The sequence below is a fragment of the Neisseria weixii genome (genome assembly GCF_002327085.1).
Lineage (GTDB): Bacteria > Pseudomonadota > Gammaproteobacteria > Burkholderiales > Neisseriaceae > Neisseria > Neisseria weixii.
Window position 1 is genome coordinate 1,225,077 of the sequence record NZ_CP023429.1, and the last position, 19,702, is coordinate 1,244,778.

A 19,702-nucleotide genomic window follows, 5' to 3' on the forward strand; every position below is an offset into this window, starting at 1 on the left:
TGCTTGCTAAAACTGAAGTTTTTTACATAGCGCAAAAAACCATTGCTTCAATGGTGTTATACTGTAATAGGAATAAATAGTCGGCTTCAATAAAAATCCAACCACGCCGACACATAACAAAACACACTGTGAGGTCATATCATGTCACCACGTCCCGTTACCATTACGTCCTACAATATGCACAAAGGTATGTCGGCACTCAACCGAAAATACCAGCTCGACATCATGGGAGATGCCTTACAATCGCTCAATTCAGATGTATTGTTTCTTCAAGAAGTGCAAGGTATGCACGCCAACCGCAGCAGCAAAATTCTCGAATACCCGAGCGAACCGCATTATGATGTGCTGGGTAACCATCTCTCCTTCAACCGCAGCTATGGCAAAAATGCCATCTATCCGCAACGCCACCACGGTAATGCCATCCTCAGCCATCTACCGCTTGAAACCCGCAATAATCTGAATATTACAGTCAATAAACACGAGCAGCGCGGCATGTTGCATTGCGAAGTATTGCCGGAAGGCTGGGATGTTCCTTTAGTGTGTTTGTGCGCCCACCTGAATTTGCGTGAACCTGACCGCGCCAAGCAATATCAGACGATTTTTGAATACGTCAGCCAACACATCGATACCCAAAGCCCATTGATTATTGCCGGCGACTTCAACGATTGGCGCTACAAATCAGCCATTTCTTTTGGTAAGGCGCTCAACTTAGATGAAGTGTTTCTCGACAGTAACGGCAAACGCCCGAAAACTTTCCCTTCGCGTATGCCGCTGTTGAGCCTTGATCGGGTTTACACGCGTAATTTGGACATCATGGATACTAAAATTCACAACAGCCGCAACTGGCAAATGCTTTCCGACCATCTGCCTTTGAGCGTCAAAGTAAAACCGAAATTACCTTAAACTAAAGCAGTTTTCAACAGGCCGTCTGAAAGATGGGCAGCTATTTACCCTAGGCAAAAATTCTTTCAGACGGCCTGAATTGCTGATAAGATAAGCATCATTCAAGATTTAATAGAAAAGGCGAAGATGATGGATATCGAACACGATTACCTCAGCCGGATGCCGTTTCATATCGTATTCATCGATCCGCTGCACACTGATTTCAAAAGTAGCGCCCGGAAGTTAAATGAATACATCCACCGCAACCCGCTCGCCCATGCCCGTTTACACCAGCCGAAGTTTGCCGCTAAAATTCTTGAAATGGCCGCTTTCCGCAACAATATGCGCGTAGTGATACGTAAAGCCGATGCCCAAGTGAAGCATGATTTGCACTATCTCATCCGCAACGGCGTGTTTACCACCGATGAAAAAATGTGGTTGTTTATTAATGACCCCGATAATTTGGCAATGGTAAAAAATTAGGCTGTCTGAAATATAAAACGAGTAAATACAAAAGGTTAATAATGCTACTCTTTATTGACAACTACGATAGCTTCACCTATAACATCGTGCAATATTTTGCCGAACTAGGCCAAGCAGTCGTCGTGCGCCGTAATGACGACATTACTTTAGAAGAAATCGCCGCACTCAATCCGCAATACTTGATTATCGGCCCCGGTCCTTGTTCTCCGAAAAAAGCGGGCATTTCCGTGGCGGCCATGCGGCATTTTGCCGGTAAGCTGCCGATTATGGGTGTATGTCTCGGTCATCAAACCATAGGCGAAGCATTCGGCGGCAATGTGGTGCGTGCGCAAACCTTAATGCATGGTAAGGTCTCGCCGGTTCACCATACCAATAAAGGTATGTTTAAAGATTTGCCAAATCCTGTAACCTGCACACGCTATCACAGCCTAGTCATCGACCGCCATACCCTGCCCGACTGCCTTGAAGTTACTGCATGGACGGATGACCAAGAAATCATGGGCGTACGCCACAAACAATATGCTATCGAAGGCGTACAATTCCATCCCGAAGCTTTGTTGACCGAGTATGGCCATGAAATGCTGCACAATTTTTTGGAAGAATTCAAAGATTTCTGCGATCAAGCTGATTGAAACAAAAAATTGAATTCCAATGAACTAACCGCCATGACAGCGGTCTGTATGTTCATACAATAAATGCCGTCTGAATCTGTTTATCCCCCAAATATGTTCAGGCGGTTTCATAATATACTCTCTTTACATGTCGAAAACCCTTTCGGCACAACACATTCGACAATACGCCTGCTCAATATCTATTCCACAAACCACCGTAGATTTCAAATTTGCCTTGGCGGCCGCGCTGTTTATTTTCCGGCCAAACAAGTCCTGCAAAGATTCCTCTTTGCGCTACCGGCAAATCCATAATTTATGGCAAAACAATACAATAAGGATATTGCTGCGTCATGCCTACCCCATCTTATCCCAGCCGCCAAGTGCTTTTCTATTCACTCATCTGCGGTTTCGGCGTATCATTGCTCGTTATCGAAGCCAATTGGCAGATTCTCAGGTGGGCCGAGCGGCAAGACGGCTATCATCATCCGCCAACCGGTATATCCGCCCATCTTTTTGAAATTCTGCTGTATGCCACACTGACCTGCCTGCCCTTGGTTTTGCTTACCGTCGCGATTTGCGTGGCCAAACGGGTTTACCGCAACAAACGCGGCGGGTATATTATCGGCTTTTTCGCTACGGCCGTTTTCTTGGCCATTGTGATTGGCGCATGGCTGTTTAAAATGATTACCCACTACATGGAAGCGCATACTATCTGGCTGCCGCCCTCCGATTTTGCGTCTGCATTGGCTTATATTTGGTTATGGTTTTGTATAAGTGCCGTCATGCTGTGCGCTTGGCTGGCAGGCGCACCGCCCAAACCCGAACCCGGCCTCAAAGAAAGTGCATAGCATTTGTTTATTACCGAAGGAAAACACATGATTACGCCGCAACAGGCAATTGAACGCCTAATCAGCAACAACGAGCTTTTTTACGATGAAATGACCGATTTGATGAGACAGATCATGAGCGGCCAAGTGCAGCCGGAGCAAATCGCCGCCATTATGACGGGCTTACGCATCAAAGTAGAAACCGTTTCTGAAATTACAGCTGCCGCAGCAGTGATGCGTGAATTTTCCACCAAAGTAGCGGTTAGCCATGCCGATAATCTGGTTGATATTGTCGGCACTGGCGGCGACGGTGCGAAAACCTTCAATATTTCCACTACGGCCATGTTTGTTGCTGCCGCAGCCGGTGCCAAAGTCGCGAAGCACGGCGGCCGATCGGTATCGTCTTCCTGCGGCGCGGCCGATGTGATGGAGCAAATGGGCGCGGTATTGAATGTTACGCCCGAGCAAGTCGCCCAAAGCATAGAGCAAACCGGCTTAGGTTTTATGTTTGCGCAAAACCATCACAGCGCCATGCGCCATGTTGCGCCGGTGCGCCGCTCACTGGGTTTCCGCAGCATTTTTAACATTCTGGGGCCGTTAACCAACCCGGCGGGGCGCCCAACCAGCTGTTAGGCGTATTCCACATTGATTTATGCGGCATTCTCTCGCGCGTGTTGCAGCAATTGGGGTCGAAACATGTGTTGGTGGTGTGCGGTGAAGGCGGTTTGGACGAAATCACCCTCACCGGCAACACCCGCATCGCGGAATTAAAAGACGGTACCATCCGCGAATACGACATCAACCCACAAGATTTCGGTATAGAACTGCGCCGCAACCTTGACGATATCCGCGTGGAAAACAGCGAAGAATCACTGCAGAAAATGGATGCCGTTTTAAACGGCGAACACGGTGCCGCACGTGATATCGTAGTGCTCAATGCCGCCGCCGCCCTGTATGCGGGCAATGTGGTGGACTCTTTGGCTGCCGGTGTCACCGCCGCACAAGAAGCGATTGATTCGGGTAAAGCCAAGGCCAAGAAAGCAGAATTTATCGAATTTAGCCGACAGTTTGATGCATAAACATTTTTCATTCAGAGGCCGTCTGAAACATCGGCTTCAGACGGCCTTTTTGTGTTTAAAGAAATCACCCCTTTATAAACATATATAACAAAATCATCTTTGCAATAAACAAACCATTCTTTCCCTTTTTCCGACAGCTTCTATAAAGTTCGCCCATAATCACTACTCTGTTATCAAGCCATGTTATTACTGAAAACCCCCAGCGTCTTACCGGGCTTTAAAATCAGCTTAGGGTTGACCGTGTTGTGTTTGTCGCTTTTGGTCGTGTTGCCGTTTGTCATGATGGCCGCCAAAGCCGGCGAAATTGGTTGGACGGCTTTTTGGCAAACAATTGCCGAACCCAACGTTCTGGCAGCGGTATGGTTGAGCCTGAAAATGTCGTTTTATGCCATGCTGACTAATATTGTGTTCGGCACTTTAGTCGCGTGGGTGTTGGTGCGCTATGAGTTTCCGGGAAAAAATCTGGCTAATGCACTGGTGGACTTACCTTTCGCCCTGCCTACTGCCGTCACCGGTATTGCCTTGGCCACTTTATACGCGCCGAATGGCTGGATCGGACAATGGTTCGCGCCTTTGGGCATCAAAATTGCTTTTACGCCCATCGGCATTTGGATTGCGTTAGTGGTGGTAAGCCTGCCGTTTATTGTGCGTGCGGTGCAGCCGGTACTGGAAGAATTATCGGGCGAATACGAAGAAGCCGCGGCTACTTTAGGCGCAAACCGGTTCACCACTTTCCGCCGCGTATTGCTGCCGGAAATCATGCCGGCTTTGATTACCGGCGCAGGCATGATGTTTGCCCGCGCGACCGGCGAATACGGTTCGGTGATTTTTATTGCAGGTAATATTCCGATGGTTTCCGAGATTTTGCCGCTGATTATTACCGGAAAATTGGAGCAGTTTGATGTGCAGGGGGCATCAGCGGTGGCGCTGTTTATGCTGATGATTTCGTTTGCGATCTTGTTTGCTTTAAACGTGACTCAATGGGCATTGAGCAAACGGGCGGGTGCCAAAGCCTGATGGTGTAGAAAATCCTAGCGTTGTTTACACTTTTTCTTTTTTGCTTGAAGACCCATTTTGGGATTTTTGAGTGTTGTCAAGAATGCCGAAAGGCACGGCAACGCCGCATGGTTCTTAATAATGCTCAAAAATCCTAAAACAATCATTTAGGTAAAAAATAAAAGCTGTTTTGCATAAAAAGTGTAAACAACCCGACAATTTCCTACATGATAGGCCGTCTGAAAATTTTAGAACCGAAAAAAGACATTCATTATGCAAACCCATTCTTCCAATCCAAACCTGACCGAACCGCGCTGGCTGCGTTTGATCCTAACCGCGATTGCATTACTGTTTCTACTGGTGATGCTGGTTGTGCCGCTGGTGGCCGTGTTCTACGAAGCCTTAAAAGGCGGCTGGGGTTTGTATGTGCAATCCGTTACCGATCCCGAAGCATGGTCGGCCATTCGATTAACCTTGATTACCGCTGCTATTGTGGTGCCGGCGAATGCCGTATTGGGTATTGCTATGGCTTGGTTACTCACGCGCTTTGATTTTCGTGGCAAACAATTGCTGACCACCCTACTTGATTTGCCGTTTTCCGTATCACCCGTGGTGGCCGGCTTGATGTTCGTGTTACTGTTCGGCGCGCATACCGCTTTCGGCGGCTGGCTCGAAGCGCAGGGCATACAGATTATCTTCGCCATTCCGGGCATTATCTTGGCCACGCTGTTTGTTACCTTTCCTTTTGTGGCCCGCGAACTGATTCCGCTGATGCAGGCGCAGGGCGACAGCGAAGAGCAGGCCGCGCTGATTTTGGGCGCAAGCGGCTGGCAGATGTTTTGGCGCGTTACCCTGCCCAATATCAAATGGGCGCTGCTCTACGGCATCATTCTCACTAACGCGCGCGCTATGGGCGAATTTGGTGCCGTCAGCGTGGTGTCCGGCCATATTCGCGGCGAGACCAACACCATTCCGCTGTTGGTGGAAATCTTTTACAACGAATACAGCTTTACCGGCGCCTTTGCCCTATCCGGCGTATTGGCCTTATTAGCCCTAGCCACCCTAGCCTTACAAAACTTTATTACCAAAATGCAAGAGAAAAAACTCGCCGCAGCGGAGAGAAACGCATGAGCATCACCATTGAAAATTTAAACAAACATTTCGGCAATTTTCACGCACTGAAAAACATCAATCTAAACGTACCGACCGGTAAACTGGTTTCGCTACTCGGCCCATCCGGCTGCGGCAAGACGACGCTGTTGCGCATTATTGCCGGCTTAGAAACTTCCGACAACGGCAGAATTCTGTTCGACGGACAAGACGTGACAGACAAGCATGTTCGTGACCGCAAAGTCGGCTTTGTATTCCAACATTACGCTTTGTTCCGCCACATGAACGTGTTCGACAACGTGGCTTTCGGCTTGACCGTATTGCCGAAAAGCAAGCGCCCGAGCAAAGAAAAAATCCGCGCCAAAGTAGAAGAATTATTGGGTTTGGTGCAGCTTTCGCATTTGGCCAAATCTTATCCGCACCAGCTTTCAGGCGGCCAGCGCCAACGCATCGCCCTTGCCCGCGCCTTGGCGGTAGAACCCAAATTACTGCTGCTGGACGAACCATTCGGCGCGCTCGATGCCAAGGTTCGCAAAGAATTGCGCACATGGCTGCGCGACATTCACCATAATCTCGGCGTGACCAGCATTCTCGTCACCCACGACCAAGAAGAAGCTTTGGAAGTGTCCGACGAAATCGTGGTAATGAACCACGGTCATATCGAACAAACCGGTAGCGCAGACCACATTTACCGCCAACCGGAAAATGCGTTTGTCACCGAGTTTTTGGGCGAAACCGATGCCTTTGAAGGCCGCATCGAAAAAGGCGTGTGGCATTACGGCAGCTACCAATGGCCGCTCGACCGCCAATACAAATGGCAGGAACAATTGGCCATCGGCTACATCCGTCCGCACGAATGGCAAATCGCCCAAGCCGGACAAACGCCGATGCTGACCGCCGCGGTTGAAAAAATCCACGCTGTCGGCGCATTGACCCATGTCACCGTCAAACACGACAAACGCGATGTACACATCACCCTAGCCGGCAGCGATGCCACCCGTCTGGCCTTATCCGTGGGCAAAGAGTTGGCTTTAGTGCCGAAACAAATCTACATCTTTTCGCAAAACGAATTAATCGAATATTCGATTTGATTGCGATGATTAAAGGCCGTCTGAAAATATCGTTTTCAGACGGCCTTTTGTCTTGAAAATCGTTAACAATCGGCGCATAATCAAATGCTCGTTTTTGTAAAAATAGCCAACCCATTTCGATAAAGGAAGCCGCCATGAGCAACTATCTCACCCCCAATTTCTCATTCGCCCCATGATTCCCGAGCGTGCTTCGGGCAGTCGCGTGTGGGATACCGAAGGGTGTGAGCTGATTGATTTATCGGGCGGCATCGCCGTAAATGCCTTGGGCCACAGCCATCCCGAGCTAATTGATGCCCTGAACCGGCAAGCGCAAAAGGTGTGGCACATTTCCAATATCTACACCACTCAGCCTGCGCAAGATTTAGCCGCCGCTTGGTGGAACACAGCTTTGGCGACAAAGTATTTTTCTGTAATTCAGGCGCCGAAGCCAACGAAGCTGCGCTTAAACTTGCCCGTAAATATGGCCGCGACCATTTCGGCGAACACAAAACCGAAATCATTGCCTGCATCAACAGCTTCCACGGCCGCACATTGTTTACCGTATCCGTCGGCGGCCAAGCGAAATACAGCCAAGATTACGCGCCGTTGCCGCCAGGCATCAGCCACGTTGCCTTTAACGACATCGCCGCGCTCGAAGCCGCCATCAGTGATAAAACCTGCGCCGTGATTATCGAGCCGGTTCAAGGCGAAAGCGGCATTTTGCCTGCCACACAAGAATATCTTGAAGCTGCCCGCCGCCTGTGCGACCAATATAATGCCTTGCTGATTTTTGATGAAGTGCAAACCGGCGTCGGCCACACCGGCAAACTGTTTGCCTACGAGCATTACGGCGTCAAACCCGACATCATGAGTTTGGCCAAAGCACTAGGTTGCGGCTTCCCGATTGGCGCGATTGTCACCACTGATGCCATTGCCCCAACCTTCGGCCCCGGCACGCATGGCTCTACATTTGGCGGTAATCCGTTAGCCTGCGCCGTCGCCAACCGCGCATTCGACATCATCAACACCCCTGAAACCTTAAGCCATGTACAAACCCAAGGCGAAAAACTTCAGACGGCCTTACAACAAATCGGCGAGCGCACCGGCGTATTCAAACAAGTCCGCGGCATGGGCTTACTGCTCGGCGCGGTGATGGCCGACCAATACGAAAACCGCGCCGGCGAAATCTTCAACGCCGCCCTGAAACACGGCCTGATGGTATTAGTGGCCGGACCCAATGTCGTGCGCTTCGCACCAAGCTTGCTACTGAATAATGAAGATTTACAAGAAGGCATGCAACGCTTGGAAGTCGCGATTAATGAGTGGTTGGCTGCTTAACCTTTAGGCTTATCCGCAATTAAAAGGCCGTCTGAAACCAATATTTCAGACGGCCGAGACCTTTTAATTCCGTGTTTATCAAACTACCGTTACCTCACGATTGCGGTACACTCCAATCGCTGTTGGTCAAATCATAGATTTTCTGAATTTCTTTCAGAATATTGTCAAAATCGATATTCAAATCTTTCAGACGGCCTGTACGGATATCAAATACCCAGCCGTGCACCACCGGAAATTTTTCTTTCAAATAACGTTTCTGCACACCTGCGCTTTTGATGACATTGATGCATTGCTCTTGCACGTTTAATTCGACTAAACGGTCGTAACGCGCTTGCTCGTCTTCAATCGCGTCCAGTTCTTCCCGGTGCAGGCGGTACACGTCGCGGATACAGCGCAACCAAGGATTGAGCATGCCGTAATCTTTGGCCTGCATAGCGGATTTTACGCCGCCGCATTCGTAGTGGCCGCACACGACAATGTGTTTCACGTTCAGATGGTAAACCGCATAATTGATGACCGAAGCTACATTAATATCAATGGCATTGACCATATTGGCAATATTGCGGTGCACGAAAACTTCGCCCGGCTGCATGCCCATCATATCTTCAGCGGTCACGCGGCTGTCAGAGCAGCCGATGTAGAGATAATCCGGTGTTTGGTTGATGGAGAGCTTATCGAAAAAATGCGGGTCGTTGCGCAATTGCTCTTCGGCCCATTGACGGTTGTGTTCAAAAATATCTTGTTTGGTTTTAGACATGCTATTTTCCCGGAAACAGATTCATACGGAGTCTAGGCTGATTTGCCCGATTAGACAAGCCCGAAGGCAGGAAAAGGCCGTCTGAAAGTCGCTCTACCGCCGAAAGTAGCTATCACGGTCGGCTTTAAGTATCAACCGTTGTTCATGACAATTGAGCTATTTTACCATTGCGCCCATACAGAATCTTACACTCGCAAACATTGACCGCGTCAGTTGAAAAGACGACAATCAATCAACGAATAACGGTTTTAGGTAAAGGCCGTCTGAACAAGAAAACCATTATGACGCACAATGAATTGATCGCCACCCTGCCCAAAGCCGAGCTCCATGTCCATATCGAAGGTACCTTTGAGCCTGAATTGATGTTTGAAATCGCCCGTCGCAATCAGGTTGATATACCTTATACCAATGTCGATGACATTCGAGCCGCTTATAATTTTCATAATTTGCAGTCTTTTCTGGATATTTATTACGCCGGCGCGGCAGTTTTGCTGCATGAGCGTGATTTTTACGATTTGACCCGCGCCTATCTGTTGCGCTGCCGCAAAGACAATGTTACCCACACTGAAATATTTTTCGATCCGCAAACACATACCGAGCGCGACGTGGCATTTGAAACCGTAATTAACGGCATAGACCGCGCCTGCCGTGATGCCGCGCAGGAATGGGGCATTTCCAGCCGCCTGATTATGTGTTTTCTGCGTCATTTGTCGGAAGAATCGGCGTTTGAAACCTTAGACCGGGCTTTGCCGTTTCACGACAAAATCATCGGTGTGGGCTTGGATTCGAGTGAAGTCGGCCACCCGCCGTCTAAATTCGAACGTGTGTTTGCCAAAGCTCGCGAACACGGTTTTCTCGCCGTGGCGCATGCCGGTGAAGAAGGCCCGCCGCAATATGTGTATGAAGCCTTAGATTTGCTCAAGGTGGCGCGCATCGACCACGGCGTGCGCTCCGAAGAAGACTATGCCCTGATGCAGCGTTTGATTGATTTGCAAATGCCGCTGACGGTCTGCCCGTTGAGTAACCTGAAATTGAGCGTCGTCAATCATCTGAGCGCACACAATCTGCACCGTATGCTGCAACGCGGTGTGTTGGTGACGGTAAATTCAGACGACCCTGCCTACTTCGGCGGCTATGTGAATCAAAATTTTATAGAATTAGCCGAGGCTTTGGATTTGAGCAATGAAGACATCCGCATGCTGTGCAAAAATTCGTTCAAGGCCTCGTTTATCAGTGATGCGGAAAAAGAAGCATGGTATCGCCGCATCGACGAAATCCATTAACCGTAGGACTTAACTTAACAGAAAGGAATCAATATGGCTCAAGTAACCTTTAAAGGCGATCCGTAGAAGTGGGCGGCACCCTGCCCAAGTCGGCCAAACCGCCCCTGCATTTACCTTGGTGGCCACCGATTTATCCGAAAAAAGTCTGTCGGATTTTGCCGGTAAGCGCAAAGTGCTGAATATTTTCCCGAGTATCGACACAGGCGTGTGCTCAAAATCGGTACGCGAATTCAACGAGCGCGCCACCGGCTTGGACAACACCGTTGTTTTGTGTATTTCTGCCGATTTGCCGTTTGCCTTGGCGCGTTTCTGCGGTGCCGAAGGCATTGAAAATGTGACCTCGCTTTCGACTTTCCGCTGCAAAAACTTCAAGCAAGACTACGGTACTGAAATTCAGTCTTCACCGCTCAAAGGCTTAAACGCCCGAGCGGTTGTGGTGTTGGACGAAAATGACCAGGTATTATACAGCGAATTGGTGCCTGAAATCGGTGAAGAACCGAATTACGATGCGGCTTTGGCTGTCTTGTAAACACCGGTAACAATCAAGGCCGTCTGAAAGTTGAATTTCAGACGGCTTTTTCATGCAAACTATTTTAGCCTTCCAATACGCTGGCTGAAGCGGCTTCTGCCTTCACTTTGGCGATAGCGGCTTCACGCGCGGCTTCATCGGGAAGCAATGGGCTGGTACCGATGATTTGACCGTTGGTCGCTTTGAGATTAAAGTAAAATTTACCGTTGTTACTTTCCTTTAACTCATAGCGTGCATTTTCGGCAGAATTTTTACGAATCGACTCAATGCCGTTTTGCGCAGACGATTTGCTGTTGTACTGCTCGCTTTTCAATAAGGTCTTATCATCACCGTCGAGCAGGCTGAAGCTGAAATGACCGTCGTCGCTCTTGCGTAATTCAAATGCTGCCATGGTTACACTCCTTTTCGCTTGGTTATGCCGCTTCCTGACATAGGGGGCGGAAAATGAAAGATATTCCTAATAATATAAAAATAGCTTGCAATTGTGTCAATCAAATATATACAAACTTGATGGATATTATGCAAACACGCTGATTTTGTGATGATAAAAATCAGGCCGTCTGAAATTATATGGTTCAGACGGCCTTTGGTTCTCAATAATCCACTTTAATTGCGGGTGGTGCTTGAGCTGCTTCGGTTTGGTGGTTCAGCGGCATCAGGTCTAATTTATCCATCAGCAGCCGGTCGCCGTCTTCATCAGGATTATCAGTGGTTAGTAGCTTGCCGCCGTAGAAAATCGAATTGGCTCCGGCCAAAAAACACATGGCTTGGGTCGATTCGCTCATGCCTGTGCGCCCTGCACTCAAGCGCACAAAGCTTTTCGGCATGGTAATGCGCGCTACGGCGATGGTGCGCACAAATTCCGTCCAATCCAAATCTTGGACACCGGCTAAAGGTGTACCTTCGACTTTGACCAACTGATTAATCGGTACACTTTCCGGCTGCGGGTCGAGATTGGCCAAGCTGGCAATCAATCCGGCGCGTTCGGCGCGGGTTTCGTTCATGCCGACAATGCCGCCGCAGCACACTTTCAAACCGGCATGGCGCACTTTGCCCAAAGTATCCATGCGGTCTTCGTGTTGGCGCGTGTGGATGATGTCGTTGTAGCGCTCGGGATCGGTATCAAGATTATGGTTGTAGTAATCCAATCCGGCTTCTTTCAAATCTTCGGCCATGCCGTCTTCAAGCATACCGAATGTGCCGCAGGTTTCCAGACCCAAGGCTTTCACGGCTTTGATGATTTCGGACACGGTTTCCACATCTTTCGGCTTCGGCCCACGCCACGCCGCGCCCATGCAGAAACGGCTGGCACCGCGTGCTTGCGCTATTTTGGCTTTGGCGACGATTTCATCGACATCCATCATCTGCGCTTTGCCCAAATCGGTATGGTGATGCGCCGATTGCGGACAATATGCACAATCTTCGGGGCAGCCGCCGGTTTTAATGGAAAGTAAGGTGGAAAGCTGGATTTCACGCGGATTGAATTGTTGGCGGTGGATTTCGGCAGCCTGATAAACCAAGTCTAAAAACGGCAAGGCAAACAAAGCTTCTACATCACATTTTTTCCAATAACGCGCAGTCGGATGCGGCTTGCGCTCGGTTTGGCGGCGCAAGGCTACAGGAGAGAGGGTCATGTTGTGTTCTTTCTGGTTTCACAGCGGCGCAATGACGCTGATGGCTTGACTGTCGGCACAATGACGACAGCGGCGGATAAAGGCCGTCTGAAACGCAAGCATATCTTTATGCCCTTATTTAGGCTATGATTTCAGACGGCGCGGAAAGTGTAACCTGTTTAAAAAACCACTGCAAAGGATTTTTTTATGAGTGCATTCAAATTAGCGATTTTCGATTGCGACGGTGTCTTGGTCGACAGCGAACGCATTACCTGCGAAGTATTGACACAATGTCTGGCCGAACTCGGCTTGGTGATGGACAGCCAAGAAGTCTGGCGTTTGTTCGTCGGCAAATCCATTCCCAAAAGCATGGAGATGATCGGCGAAATGCTGGGCGAAAGGCCGTCTGAAAGCATGTGGCAGGACTTTGCCAAGCGTGCCAATGCTGAGTTGAAAGAAAAAGTCAAAGCGGTAAAAAACATCGAAGCCACACTTGATGCGCTTGAAATTCCTTATTGCGTGGCTTCTAACGGCGATTTTGACAAGATGAATACCACGCTTGGCGCTACCGGCCTGCTGCCGCGTTTTCAAGGCAAAATGTTCAGCGCCACGCAGGTCAAAACAGGCAAGCCCGCGCCTGATTTGTTTCTGCTCGCTGCCGAAACCATGGGCTACGTGCCGCCAGATTGTGTGGTGATTGAAGACAGCCCCACCGGCGTCACCGCCGCACTTGCTGCCGGCATGACACCGTTTGGCTATGCCTGCTGGGCACCGCGCGAAACCTTGCAGAAAGCCGGCGCGCAGGTTTTGTTTGACGATATGGCGCAATTACCGCAATTGATTCGGGATTATTCTTAGTCAAAATAAAAGGTCTCAGGCCGTCTGAAAAAACTATTTTCAGACAGCCCGGAATCAATAATCAGCTTTTTGCTTGCTCAATCAAATAGGCCACCAAACCCGGCACGCCTTCTGTCGCGCGTTTCGGAATCACTTCGATATTCGCGGCCACGTTCTGCGGATTCGGATCAACCAAATACAAATCGGCATGCGGCGGCGCGTAATGCACCAAAGAAGCCGCCGGATACACTTGCATCGAGGTACCGACAATCACCACCACATCGGCATCGCGCATTTCTTCCACCGCGACATCAAACATGGGACTTTTTCGCCGAAAAACACAATATGCGGCCACATCGCGCCACCGGTGCTACTCAAAGTTTCCGCAGTTTGCTCACCGGTAAACTCAATGATTTCATCGGGGTAATCAACGCTGCGTAATTTATTCAGTTCGCCATGCAGGTGCAGCACATTCTTGCTGCCGGCTCTTTCGTGCAGATTGTCGACGTTTTGCGTGATGATGTGCACGCGGTAATGTTCGGCCAAATCCAGTAGCGCTTTGTGTGCTGCATTCGGCTCGGCCTCATTGGCTTGGCGGCGGCGTTGGTTGTAGAAATCAATCACCAACTTCGGATTTTTCGCCAAGGCTTCGGGGTACAGACATCGGTCACCTTATGTCCTTCCCACAAACCGCCCGCATCGCGGAAAGTCAATAAGCCGCTGTCGGCGCTGATACCCGCGCCTGTTAAGACCACACATTTTTTCATGTTGCCCCGTTCTGATTGAGGCCGTCTGAATGTGATCAATCCATTCAGGCGGCCTCTATAAATTACAACCTAAATTACAACAAACCTTGCGTTTCCAATGCCTTTTGCACACCTTCATCGGCTTCTACGCGCTGATAAAAGCCTTCAAGCTTATTCAAGTGGTTCAAATCGATATTAAATGCCTTCGCCCAACGCAGCAACACATACACGTACACATCGGCCATGCTTAATTCACCGATCAAGTAATCCTGGTTTTGCAGGGCTTCGTTAACCAAGCCGAAATAATCGCTCACTTGCAACATTGCACGTGCACGGATTTGCGCACCTTCGCCCTCGCCTTCGATAAAACGGTTGGGGTAGAACACATAAGCAAATGCCGAATGAAAATCGGCATTGGCAAACGCCAACCATTGACGCGCTTTAGCCTGTTGGCGCACACCACCTTTGCCAAACAGCTTGACTTCGGGATATTGCGTGTCAATGAAATCCAAAATCGCCATATTCTGCGTCAGCGTCCAATCACCGTCTTGCAAAACCGGGACAGAGCCTAAGGGATTCAAGGCCAAAAACTCCGGCGTTTTCAATTCATCATGCGCCATTTTCACCGCTTCAAAATCGGCTTTCACCCATTCCAAAGCCACGTGCGGTACCAATGAGCAAGCTCCCGGCATATAGTAAAGTTTTAACATGTTTATCCTTTTGTGTATTGTGAAGTTTGTGTGTTATGAAGTTATTGTCCGTGATTTCATTAAAACTGTCTGAAATCAGCATTTTATCAGAAACTTTCAGACGGCTTTAAGTTAATCGTCAGGGTGAAATCTGGCTGCCGCGCGCTCACGCGCAACCGTGTCTTTATCTTTTAAAGTTGTACCTAAGCCCAGCTTTTTTTCATAATCGGATGGCGGTGTATCATCGTCTTCCATTCCGAATGCGCTGGCGTTGACCCAAAGCGACAGCAGCCCGGCCGCCGCCGCTAAAAAACCGATAATATACCAAAACATATCTCTTTCCTTTCGCCATGCTCAACCAGCGCGGCTTTTTGTTATGTGGGATAACTGTATCATATTCCGAGAAAAGGATAAATTGTTCTTACTTAATACAATATTCAGCGGATTAAAGCGTTAAGAAACGAAAAGGCCGTCTGAAAACTATGTTTTCAGACGGCCTTAATCGCAATAAATCAACCGCCACATGCACCGCAGCAACCGCCTTCGCTGTGGCCGCCGCGTTTTTCTTGATTATCCAAAACCGGCAATTCCACTTCTTCTTTGGTTTCGGGTTGTTGATTCGGCAAATCGTTGACTTTGATTTTGTTTTCTTCGCTCATGGCTTCAATCTCGCTTTGGGGTTAAACTTCGGTCATCATAACATAACTTTTATATTCATCTTTTGACGCAACGCAAAAATAAAGACTGAGCCCTTTGCAAAATCCCCATCTTTGGTAGATTTCTTCGTTGTACGCTGCTCAAAAAATTGCCTATCTTTATGATATGTCTGCGCTTTCTGTGCTGCTCTAACTTTGAACTGTACCAAAGATGGGGATTTTGCAAAGGTTTCAGACCGTCTGTTTCAGACGGCCTCGTATATTTATCAACAATATTCGCAATCCAAAATGTCTTTGCGGATATTCTTCAGCAAGAATTCAGCAGCGCTGTCGGATTCGGTTTGAATGAACACAAATAATTTCGCCACCACTTTACCGATAAATACTTTCTTCAACGCACAGGCTTCGGCGATTTTGTAAGATGCCAAGAAATCGGCGATGTCTTGCGGCAGGCTTCTTTTATCCAGTTTCACCGACGTCAGGCGTTTGTCGCTGTTGAAGCGTTGCAGCAGGGTTTGCTCTTTATCGAGCTTGATGCCTGCTTCTTTTTCTTCAGCCGTGGCACGGTTAAATGCATCATAGATTTCGGCATACAGCATGTCGTTCGGCCCTTCAAAAATGGTAAACGGACGGAAATCGATGGCGATATTGCTGGCCACATGCCCGCTCTCAAAGCCTTTGGCGCCAAGTAATTTTTGCAGCTTTTGCGCGGCTTCGTAAGTGTATTCAGTCGCCAAGGTCTTGATGATATTGGCTTCCATCACTTGATGGCTCACCGGCTGGTCAGGTGACACGCAATTGCAGGTAAAGCCGTACAATACTTGCGACACTTCATAGCGGCGCTGAATTTCACGGCGCTCGAATTCGACAAACTTGATGTCGTTGCGCACATATTTTTGCGTGTTCGCAACGATATATTCCATGATGCCGTGCGTCATGCCGACCAATTGCAGACGGCTGCGGATGAAAATATTCTGAAACGCACGCAAACTGGCGGCATCACTATCTGAAAGTTTCACCACCAAATCGGCCGGGATAGTGCCGTCGATGCGGTTGATCGCATAACGCACCGCGCGCAAACCTTCCGACTTCAACACTTCGCAGCGGATGTATTCTTTCGGCACCAACAACAAATCGATGACTTTAGACAATTTGCCGTTTTTACGTTCTTTGGCCGCCACCAGCAGGAAATCGCTTTGCGAGTTGCCCTGCCAATATTTGGCCGCTTTAACGTAAACGGTTTCATCATCGGCGTATTCGTAAAATGACTGCATTTCACGTGCAATCGCCGCGCCGGAGGTTTCCGGTTCGGTCACGCCCAAGCCGCCGCCCTCACCTTTGAAAATCAAGTCTAAACCAAGCTTGATTTGCGATTCGCTGCCGAATTCTTGCAAAGGCTGCAATACCAGTGCGCCTTCTATGCCGGTACGCAAGGTTACCGGTACGCCGTAATGACCGGCCAAGCGCAATACTTCTTGAATTTCAAACTGATTATTTTTGCGGCCTCCGTGTTTTTCATCCAAAAACGGCAGCAGCAATCCGGCATTTTTCAATTCCAGCCATTTGTCTTCCGGCAGATATTGCATCAAGCACAATCCGCCGCCGAATACGCGCGCAAACGTTTCTTCGATATGTCGCAAAAAAGCAGCCGTATCCATGTTCACCGGCTGCAATGTAGATTCTGCAGATGTCATACAACCTCTTTTTTAGATGATGTGTTTTAGAGTTTATTTACTAATTTATATCACAATCGGCGACAATCGTCATGAAAAATTTTGGCAGCTATCATTGTGAAAAGCAATGATTCATCGGATTAAAGCGCCATTACAGGCCGTCTGAATGTCAGACGGGCAAACACAAATGCAATAGTTATTTCAACAGTCCTGTGCAATGCCGTCTGAAAAGTTTCAGACGGCATTGGGCGGCATGCGTATAATAACGGTCTCACACTTACTCACGGAATCCGTCATGGCAAAAGCACCGAAAACCGTTTACCAATGCACCGAATGCGGCGGCACATCGCCCAAATGGCAAGGCAAATGCCCGCATTGCGGCGAATGGAACACTTTGCAGGAAAGCTTGGCCGCGCCCGATCCGAAAAACGCACGCTTCCAATCGTGGGCGGCGGATACTTCGAGCATGCAGTCTTTATCTGCCGTCACTGCAACGGAAGTGCCGCGCAATCCGACCGGCATGGGCGAGCTTGACCGTGTACTGGGCGGCGGCTTGGTTGACGGCGCGGTGATTTTGTTGGGGGCGACCCGGGCATCGGCAAATCAACCTTACTGTTGCAAACCATTGCCAAAATGGTGCAAACACGCAAGGTGTTGTATGTATCAGGCGAGGAATCGGCGCAACAGGTCGCCTTGCGTGCGCAGCGTTTGGATTTACCGACCGATGGTGTGAATCTGTTGGCCGAAATCCGCATGGAAGCGATTCAGACGGCCTTAAAACAGCATGAGCCGGAAGTGGTGGTGATTGACTCGATTCAAACCATGTATTCCGATCAAATCACTTCCGCACCCGGATCGGTGTCGCAAGTACGGGAATGTGCGGCGCAACTGACGCGCATGGCCAAGCAGATGGGCATCGCCATGATTTTGGTCGGCCACGTTACCAAAGACGGTGCGATTGCCGGTCCGCGCGTGTTGGAACACATGGTCGATACGGTACTGTATTTCGAAGGTGACCAGCATTCCAATTACCGCATGATTCGCACGATTAAAAACCGCTTCGGTGCGGCCAATGAGTTGGGGGTTTTTGCGATGACGGAAACCGGTTTGAAAGGAGTTTCAAATCCTTCGGCAATTTTTTTGGCGAGCTATCGAGATGATGTGCCGGGTTCGTGTGTATTGGTGACGCAGGAAGGCTCAAGGCCTTTGTTGGTGGAAATCCAAGCCTTGGTCGACGATGCCCACGGTTTCACGCCCAAACGCCTTACCGTCGGCCTCGAACAAAACCGCCTGTCCATGCTGTTGGCTGTGTTAAACCGCCACGGCGGCATCGCCTGTTTCGACCAAGATGTGTTCCTCAACGCTGTCGGCGGTGTGAAAATCGGCGAACCCGCAGCTGACTTGGCCGTGATTCTCGCCATGCTCTCCAGCTTCCGTAATCGCCCTTTACCGGAAAAAATGGTCGCCTTCGGCGAAATCGGTTTGAGCGGCGAAGTGCGCCCCGTTGCCCGCGGGCAGGAACGGCTCAAAGAAGCAGAGAAACTCGGCTTCAAACGTGCCATCGTGCCGAAAGCCAATATGCCGCGCAATGCAAAAGAATTTCCGAATTTGGAGATTTTCGGTGTAGCGAGTTTGCAGGAAGCGGTGGAGGTTTGCAGAAATGCAGACAATTAAGATTGAAGATTTTTTTTACAAACCGCCCTTGGCTAAATAGATTTCTGCTTGTCATGCTTTCAGTACCGGTAAAAATTGACGGTATCAGCGAAATCAGTTCAAATCAAGTTCAAATTAAGGTGGCATCTACGCACAAACACAGCTAAAACATTCCAATCCCTATGCCCGCCTCTCCTTCCAATTTTCAGACAGGCATTCCGCAATGATGACCGCAACCGCCAACAAACTGCTTTTCCTGCCCGGGGCATCTGGCAGCACCGAATTCTGGCAACCTGTCATCGACCGTCTGCCGCCGCCACCTGACTGCGTCATACAGGCTTATCCGGGATTTTGGGGTGAACCGCCGCAGCCGGATGTGAACAGTTTAGATGATTTAAGCCGTTGGATAGTCGGACAAATTCAGGAACCGGTCATTCCAGTGGCGCAATCAATGGGGGCATTATCGCCGTGCAGGCCGCTTTGCAGAAACCGCATTTGGTGCAGGGGTTGGTATTGGCTGCCACTTCGGGCGGGATGGATATGCGGCGTTTTGCAGCGGCCGACTGGCGCACCGATTATCAGGTCGAAATGGCACAACTACCGCAATGGTTTGCCGACGCCCCACAGGATTTTATGCCCGACTTCGCCCGAATCCGCCAAAAAACCTTGCTGATTTGGGGAGGCAGCGATGCCATCAGTCCGCTGGCCGCAGGCAAATTCCTGCAACGCACCCTACCCGATGCGCAGCTGGCCGTGATACCGCAAGGCGGGCACGACATGGCCTTCAGCCATCCCGAGGAAGTGGCGCGACTGATTAGGCAATTTGTTTCGGCGCTGGCAGACGTTTGAACATGAGTGATAACATGCAAT

The 19,702-nt window shown here is 49.5% G+C and carries 17 protein-coding genes and 5 pseudogenes; 14 read left to right on the top strand and 8 right to left on the bottom strand.

The features are described from left to right. Positions 1-141: 141 nt before the first annotated feature. The 9 genes and pseudogenes from CGZ65_RS06280 (at position 142) to CGZ65_RS06320 (ending at position 8,396) form a co-directional block, all read left to right on the top strand. Positions 142-903, top strand: a complete 762-nt coding sequence (locus CGZ65_RS06280) for an endonuclease/exonuclease/phosphatase family protein (RefSeq protein ID WP_096295250.1) — start codon at positions 142-144, stop codon at positions 901-903. Positions 904-1,029: 126 nt separating this feature from the next. Next, positions 1,030-1,365, top strand: coding sequence for a hypothetical protein (locus CGZ65_RS06285; protein ID WP_232507563.1), 336 nt, complete (start codon positions 1,030-1,032; stop codon positions 1,363-1,365). Positions 1,366-1,406: 41 nt separating this feature from the next. Then, positions 1,407-1,997 (top strand): aminodeoxychorismate/anthranilate synthase component II, encoded by a 591-nt coding sequence (locus CGZ65_RS06290; protein WP_096295252.1) that lies wholly within the window; start codon positions 1,407-1,409, stop codon positions 1,995-1,997. Positions 1,998-2,326: 329 nt separating this feature from the next. Then, positions 2,327-2,824: a hypothetical protein gene (locus CGZ65_RS06295; protein WP_096295253.1), complete on the top strand. Its 498-nt coding sequence runs from the start codon at positions 2,327-2,329 to the stop codon at positions 2,822-2,824. Positions 2,825-2,851: 27 nt separating this feature from the next. Then, positions 2,852-3,882 (top strand): annotated as a pseudogene (trpD, locus tag CGZ65_RS06300) (anthranilate phosphoribosyltransferase). A 180-nt stretch (positions 3,883-4,062) separates the two neighbouring features. Continuing rightward, entirely contained in the window at positions 4,063-4,899 is an 837-nt protein-coding gene (gene cysT / locus CGZ65_RS06305; protein WP_096295254.1) for a sulfate ABC transporter permease subunit CysT, read from the top strand. A gap of 252 nt (positions 4,900-5,151) precedes the next feature. Then, positions 5,152-6,009, top strand: coding sequence for a sulfate ABC transporter permease subunit CysW (gene cysW, locus CGZ65_RS06310; protein WP_096295255.1), 858 nt, complete (start codon positions 5,152-5,154; stop codon positions 6,007-6,009). Further along, positions 6,006-7,079 (top strand): sulfate/molybdate ABC transporter ATP-binding protein, encoded by a 1,074-nt coding sequence (locus tag CGZ65_RS06315; protein WP_096295256.1) that lies wholly within the window; start codon positions 6,006-6,008, stop codon positions 7,077-7,079. Before cysW ends, CGZ65_RS06315 begins: the two co-directional genes overlap by 4 nt. Positions 7,080-7,251: 172 nt before the next feature. Further along, positions 7,252-8,396, top strand: a pseudogene (locus CGZ65_RS06320) (acetylornithine/succinyldiaminopimelate transaminase). A gap of 94 nt (positions 8,397-8,490) precedes the next feature. Here the strand turns inward: CGZ65_RS06320 and CGZ65_RS06325 are convergent. Then, positions 8,491-9,153, bottom strand: coding sequence for a carbonic anhydrase (locus CGZ65_RS06325; RefSeq protein WP_096295257.1), 663 nt, complete (start codon positions 9,151-9,153; stop codon positions 8,491-8,493). Between the two features lie 281 nt (positions 9,154-9,434). Here CGZ65_RS06325 and CGZ65_RS06330 point away from each other — a divergent pair, with 281 nt between their 5' ends. After that, the gene (locus tag CGZ65_RS06330) at positions 9,435-10,436 is read left to right on the top strand and encodes an adenosine deaminase (RefSeq protein WP_096295258.1); all 1,002 of its coding nucleotides are present in this window, start codon (positions 9,435-9,437) and stop codon (positions 10,434-10,436) included. Between the two features lie 118 nt (positions 10,437-10,554). Continuing rightward, positions 10,555-10,965 (top strand): thiol peroxidase, encoded by a 411-nt coding sequence (gene tpx / locus CGZ65_RS06335; RefSeq protein ID WP_232507587.1) that lies wholly within the window; start codon positions 10,555-10,557, stop codon positions 10,963-10,965. A 64-nt stretch (positions 10,966-11,029) separates the two neighbouring features. Here tpx and CGZ65_RS06340 read toward each other — a convergent pair whose 3' ends face one another. Next, a complete protein-coding gene (locus CGZ65_RS06340; protein WP_096295259.1) occupies positions 11,030-11,356 on the bottom strand; it encodes a YegP family protein in 327 nt (108 codons plus the stop codon). Positions 11,357-11,558: 202 nt separating this feature from the next. After that, positions 11,559-12,599 (bottom strand): biotin synthase BioB, encoded by a 1,041-nt coding sequence (gene bioB, locus CGZ65_RS06345; RefSeq protein ID WP_096295260.1) that lies wholly within the window; start codon positions 12,597-12,599, stop codon positions 11,559-11,561. Positions 12,600-12,785: 186 nt separating this feature from the next. Here bioB and CGZ65_RS06350 point away from each other — a divergent pair, with 186 nt between their 5' ends. Continuing rightward, complete coding sequence (locus CGZ65_RS06350) at positions 12,786-13,436, top strand: HAD family hydrolase (RefSeq protein ID WP_096295261.1); 651 nt, start codon at positions 12,786-12,788, stop codon at positions 13,434-13,436. Between the two features lie 61 nt (positions 13,437-13,497). Here CGZ65_RS06350 and CGZ65_RS06355 read toward each other — a convergent pair. The 5 genes and pseudogenes from CGZ65_RS06355 to CGZ65_RS06375 all read right to left on the bottom strand — a co-directional run bounded on the left by CGZ65_RS06355 (position 13,498) and on the right by CGZ65_RS06375 (position 17,200). Continuing rightward, positions 13,498-14,182 (bottom strand): annotated as a pseudogene (locus CGZ65_RS06355) (Sir2 family NAD-dependent protein deacetylase). Between the two features lie 74 nt (positions 14,183-14,256). Then, positions 14,257-14,871 (bottom strand): glutathione S-transferase family protein, encoded by a 615-nt coding sequence (locus tag CGZ65_RS06360; RefSeq protein ID WP_096295262.1) that lies wholly within the window; start codon positions 14,869-14,871, stop codon positions 14,257-14,259. A gap of 111 nt (positions 14,872-14,982) precedes the next feature. Beyond that, positions 14,983-15,183, bottom strand: coding sequence for a hypothetical protein (locus tag CGZ65_RS06365; RefSeq protein ID WP_096295263.1), 201 nt, complete (start codon positions 15,181-15,183; stop codon positions 14,983-14,985). Positions 15,184-15,362: 179 nt separating this feature from the next. Then, a complete protein-coding gene (locus CGZ65_RS13270) occupies positions 15,363-15,509 on the bottom strand; it encodes a hypothetical protein (RefSeq protein WP_096295264.1) in 147 nt (48 codons plus the stop codon). A 263-nt stretch (positions 15,510-15,772) separates the two neighbouring features. Beyond that, positions 15,773-17,200 carry an acyl-CoA dehydrogenase family protein gene (locus tag CGZ65_RS06375; protein WP_198345360.1) on the bottom strand — a complete coding sequence of 476 codons (1,428 nt, stop codon included), beginning with the start codon at positions 17,198-17,200 and terminating at the stop codon, positions 15,773-15,775. Between the two features lie 274 nt (positions 17,201-17,474). Here CGZ65_RS06375 and radA point away from each other — a divergent pair. Together radA and CGZ65_RS15115 are read left to right on the top strand one after the other, a co-directional pair. After that, positions 17,475-18,853, top strand: a pseudogene (radA, locus tag CGZ65_RS06380) (DNA repair protein RadA). Positions 18,854-19,058: 205 nt separating this feature from the next. Further along, positions 19,059-19,681 (top strand): annotated as a pseudogene (locus CGZ65_RS15115) (alpha/beta fold hydrolase). Positions 19,682-19,702 lie beyond the last annotated feature (21 nt).

Excerpts from the sequence above, each read along its gene's own strand:
- CGZ65_RS06280 (WP_096295250.1), top strand. The coding sequence starts at position 142 with ATGTCACCACGTCCCGTTACCATTACGTCCTACAATATGCACAAAGGT.
- CGZ65_RS06285 (WP_232507563.1), top strand. The coding sequence starts at position 1,030 with ATGATGGATATCGAACACGATTACCTCAGCCGGATGCCGTTTCATATC.
- CGZ65_RS06290 (WP_096295252.1), top strand. The coding sequence starts at position 1,407 with ATGCTACTCTTTATTGACAACTACGATAGCTTCACCTATAACATCGTG.
- CGZ65_RS06295 (WP_096295253.1), top strand. The coding sequence starts at position 2,327 with ATGCCTACCCCATCTTATCCCAGCCGCCAAGTGCTTTTCTATTCACTC.
- cysT (WP_096295254.1), top strand. The coding sequence starts at position 4,063 with ATGTTATTACTGAAAACCCCCAGCGTCTTACCGGGCTTTAAAATCAGC.
- cysW (WP_096295255.1), top strand. The coding sequence starts at position 5,152 with ATGCAAACCCATTCTTCCAATCCAAACCTGACCGAACCGCGCTGGCTG.
- CGZ65_RS06315 (WP_096295256.1), top strand. The coding sequence starts at position 6,006 with ATGAGCATCACCATTGAAAATTTAAACAAACATTTCGGCAATTTTCAC.
- CGZ65_RS06325 (WP_096295257.1), bottom strand. The coding sequence starts at position 9,153 with ATGTCTAAAACCAAACAAGATATTTTTGAACACAACCGTCAATGGGCC.
- CGZ65_RS06330 (WP_096295258.1), top strand. The coding sequence starts at position 9,435 with ATGACGCACAATGAATTGATCGCCACCCTGCCCAAAGCCGAGCTCCAT.
- CGZ65_RS06340 (WP_096295259.1), bottom strand. The coding sequence starts at position 11,356 with ATGGCAGCATTTGAATTACGCAAGAGCGACGACGGTCATTTCAGCTTC.
- bioB (WP_096295260.1), bottom strand. The coding sequence starts at position 12,599 with ATGACCCTCTCTCCTGTAGCCTTGCGCCGCCAAACCGAGCGCAAGCCG.
- CGZ65_RS06350 (WP_096295261.1), top strand. The coding sequence starts at position 12,786 with ATGAGTGCATTCAAATTAGCGATTTTCGATTGCGACGGTGTCTTGGTC.
- CGZ65_RS06360 (WP_096295262.1), bottom strand. The coding sequence starts at position 14,871 with ATGTTAAAACTTTACTATATGCCGGGAGCTTGCTCATTGGTACCGCAC.
- CGZ65_RS06365 (WP_096295263.1), bottom strand. The coding sequence starts at position 15,183 with ATGTTTTGGTATATTATCGGTTTTTTAGCGGCGGCGGCCGGGCTGCTG.
- CGZ65_RS13270 (WP_096295264.1), bottom strand. The coding sequence starts at position 15,509 with ATGAGCGAAGAAAACAAAATCAAAGTCAACGATTTGCCGAATCAACAA.
- CGZ65_RS06375 (WP_198345360.1), bottom strand. The coding sequence starts at position 17,200 with ATGACATCTGCAGAATCTACATTGCAGCCGGTGAACATGGATACGGCT.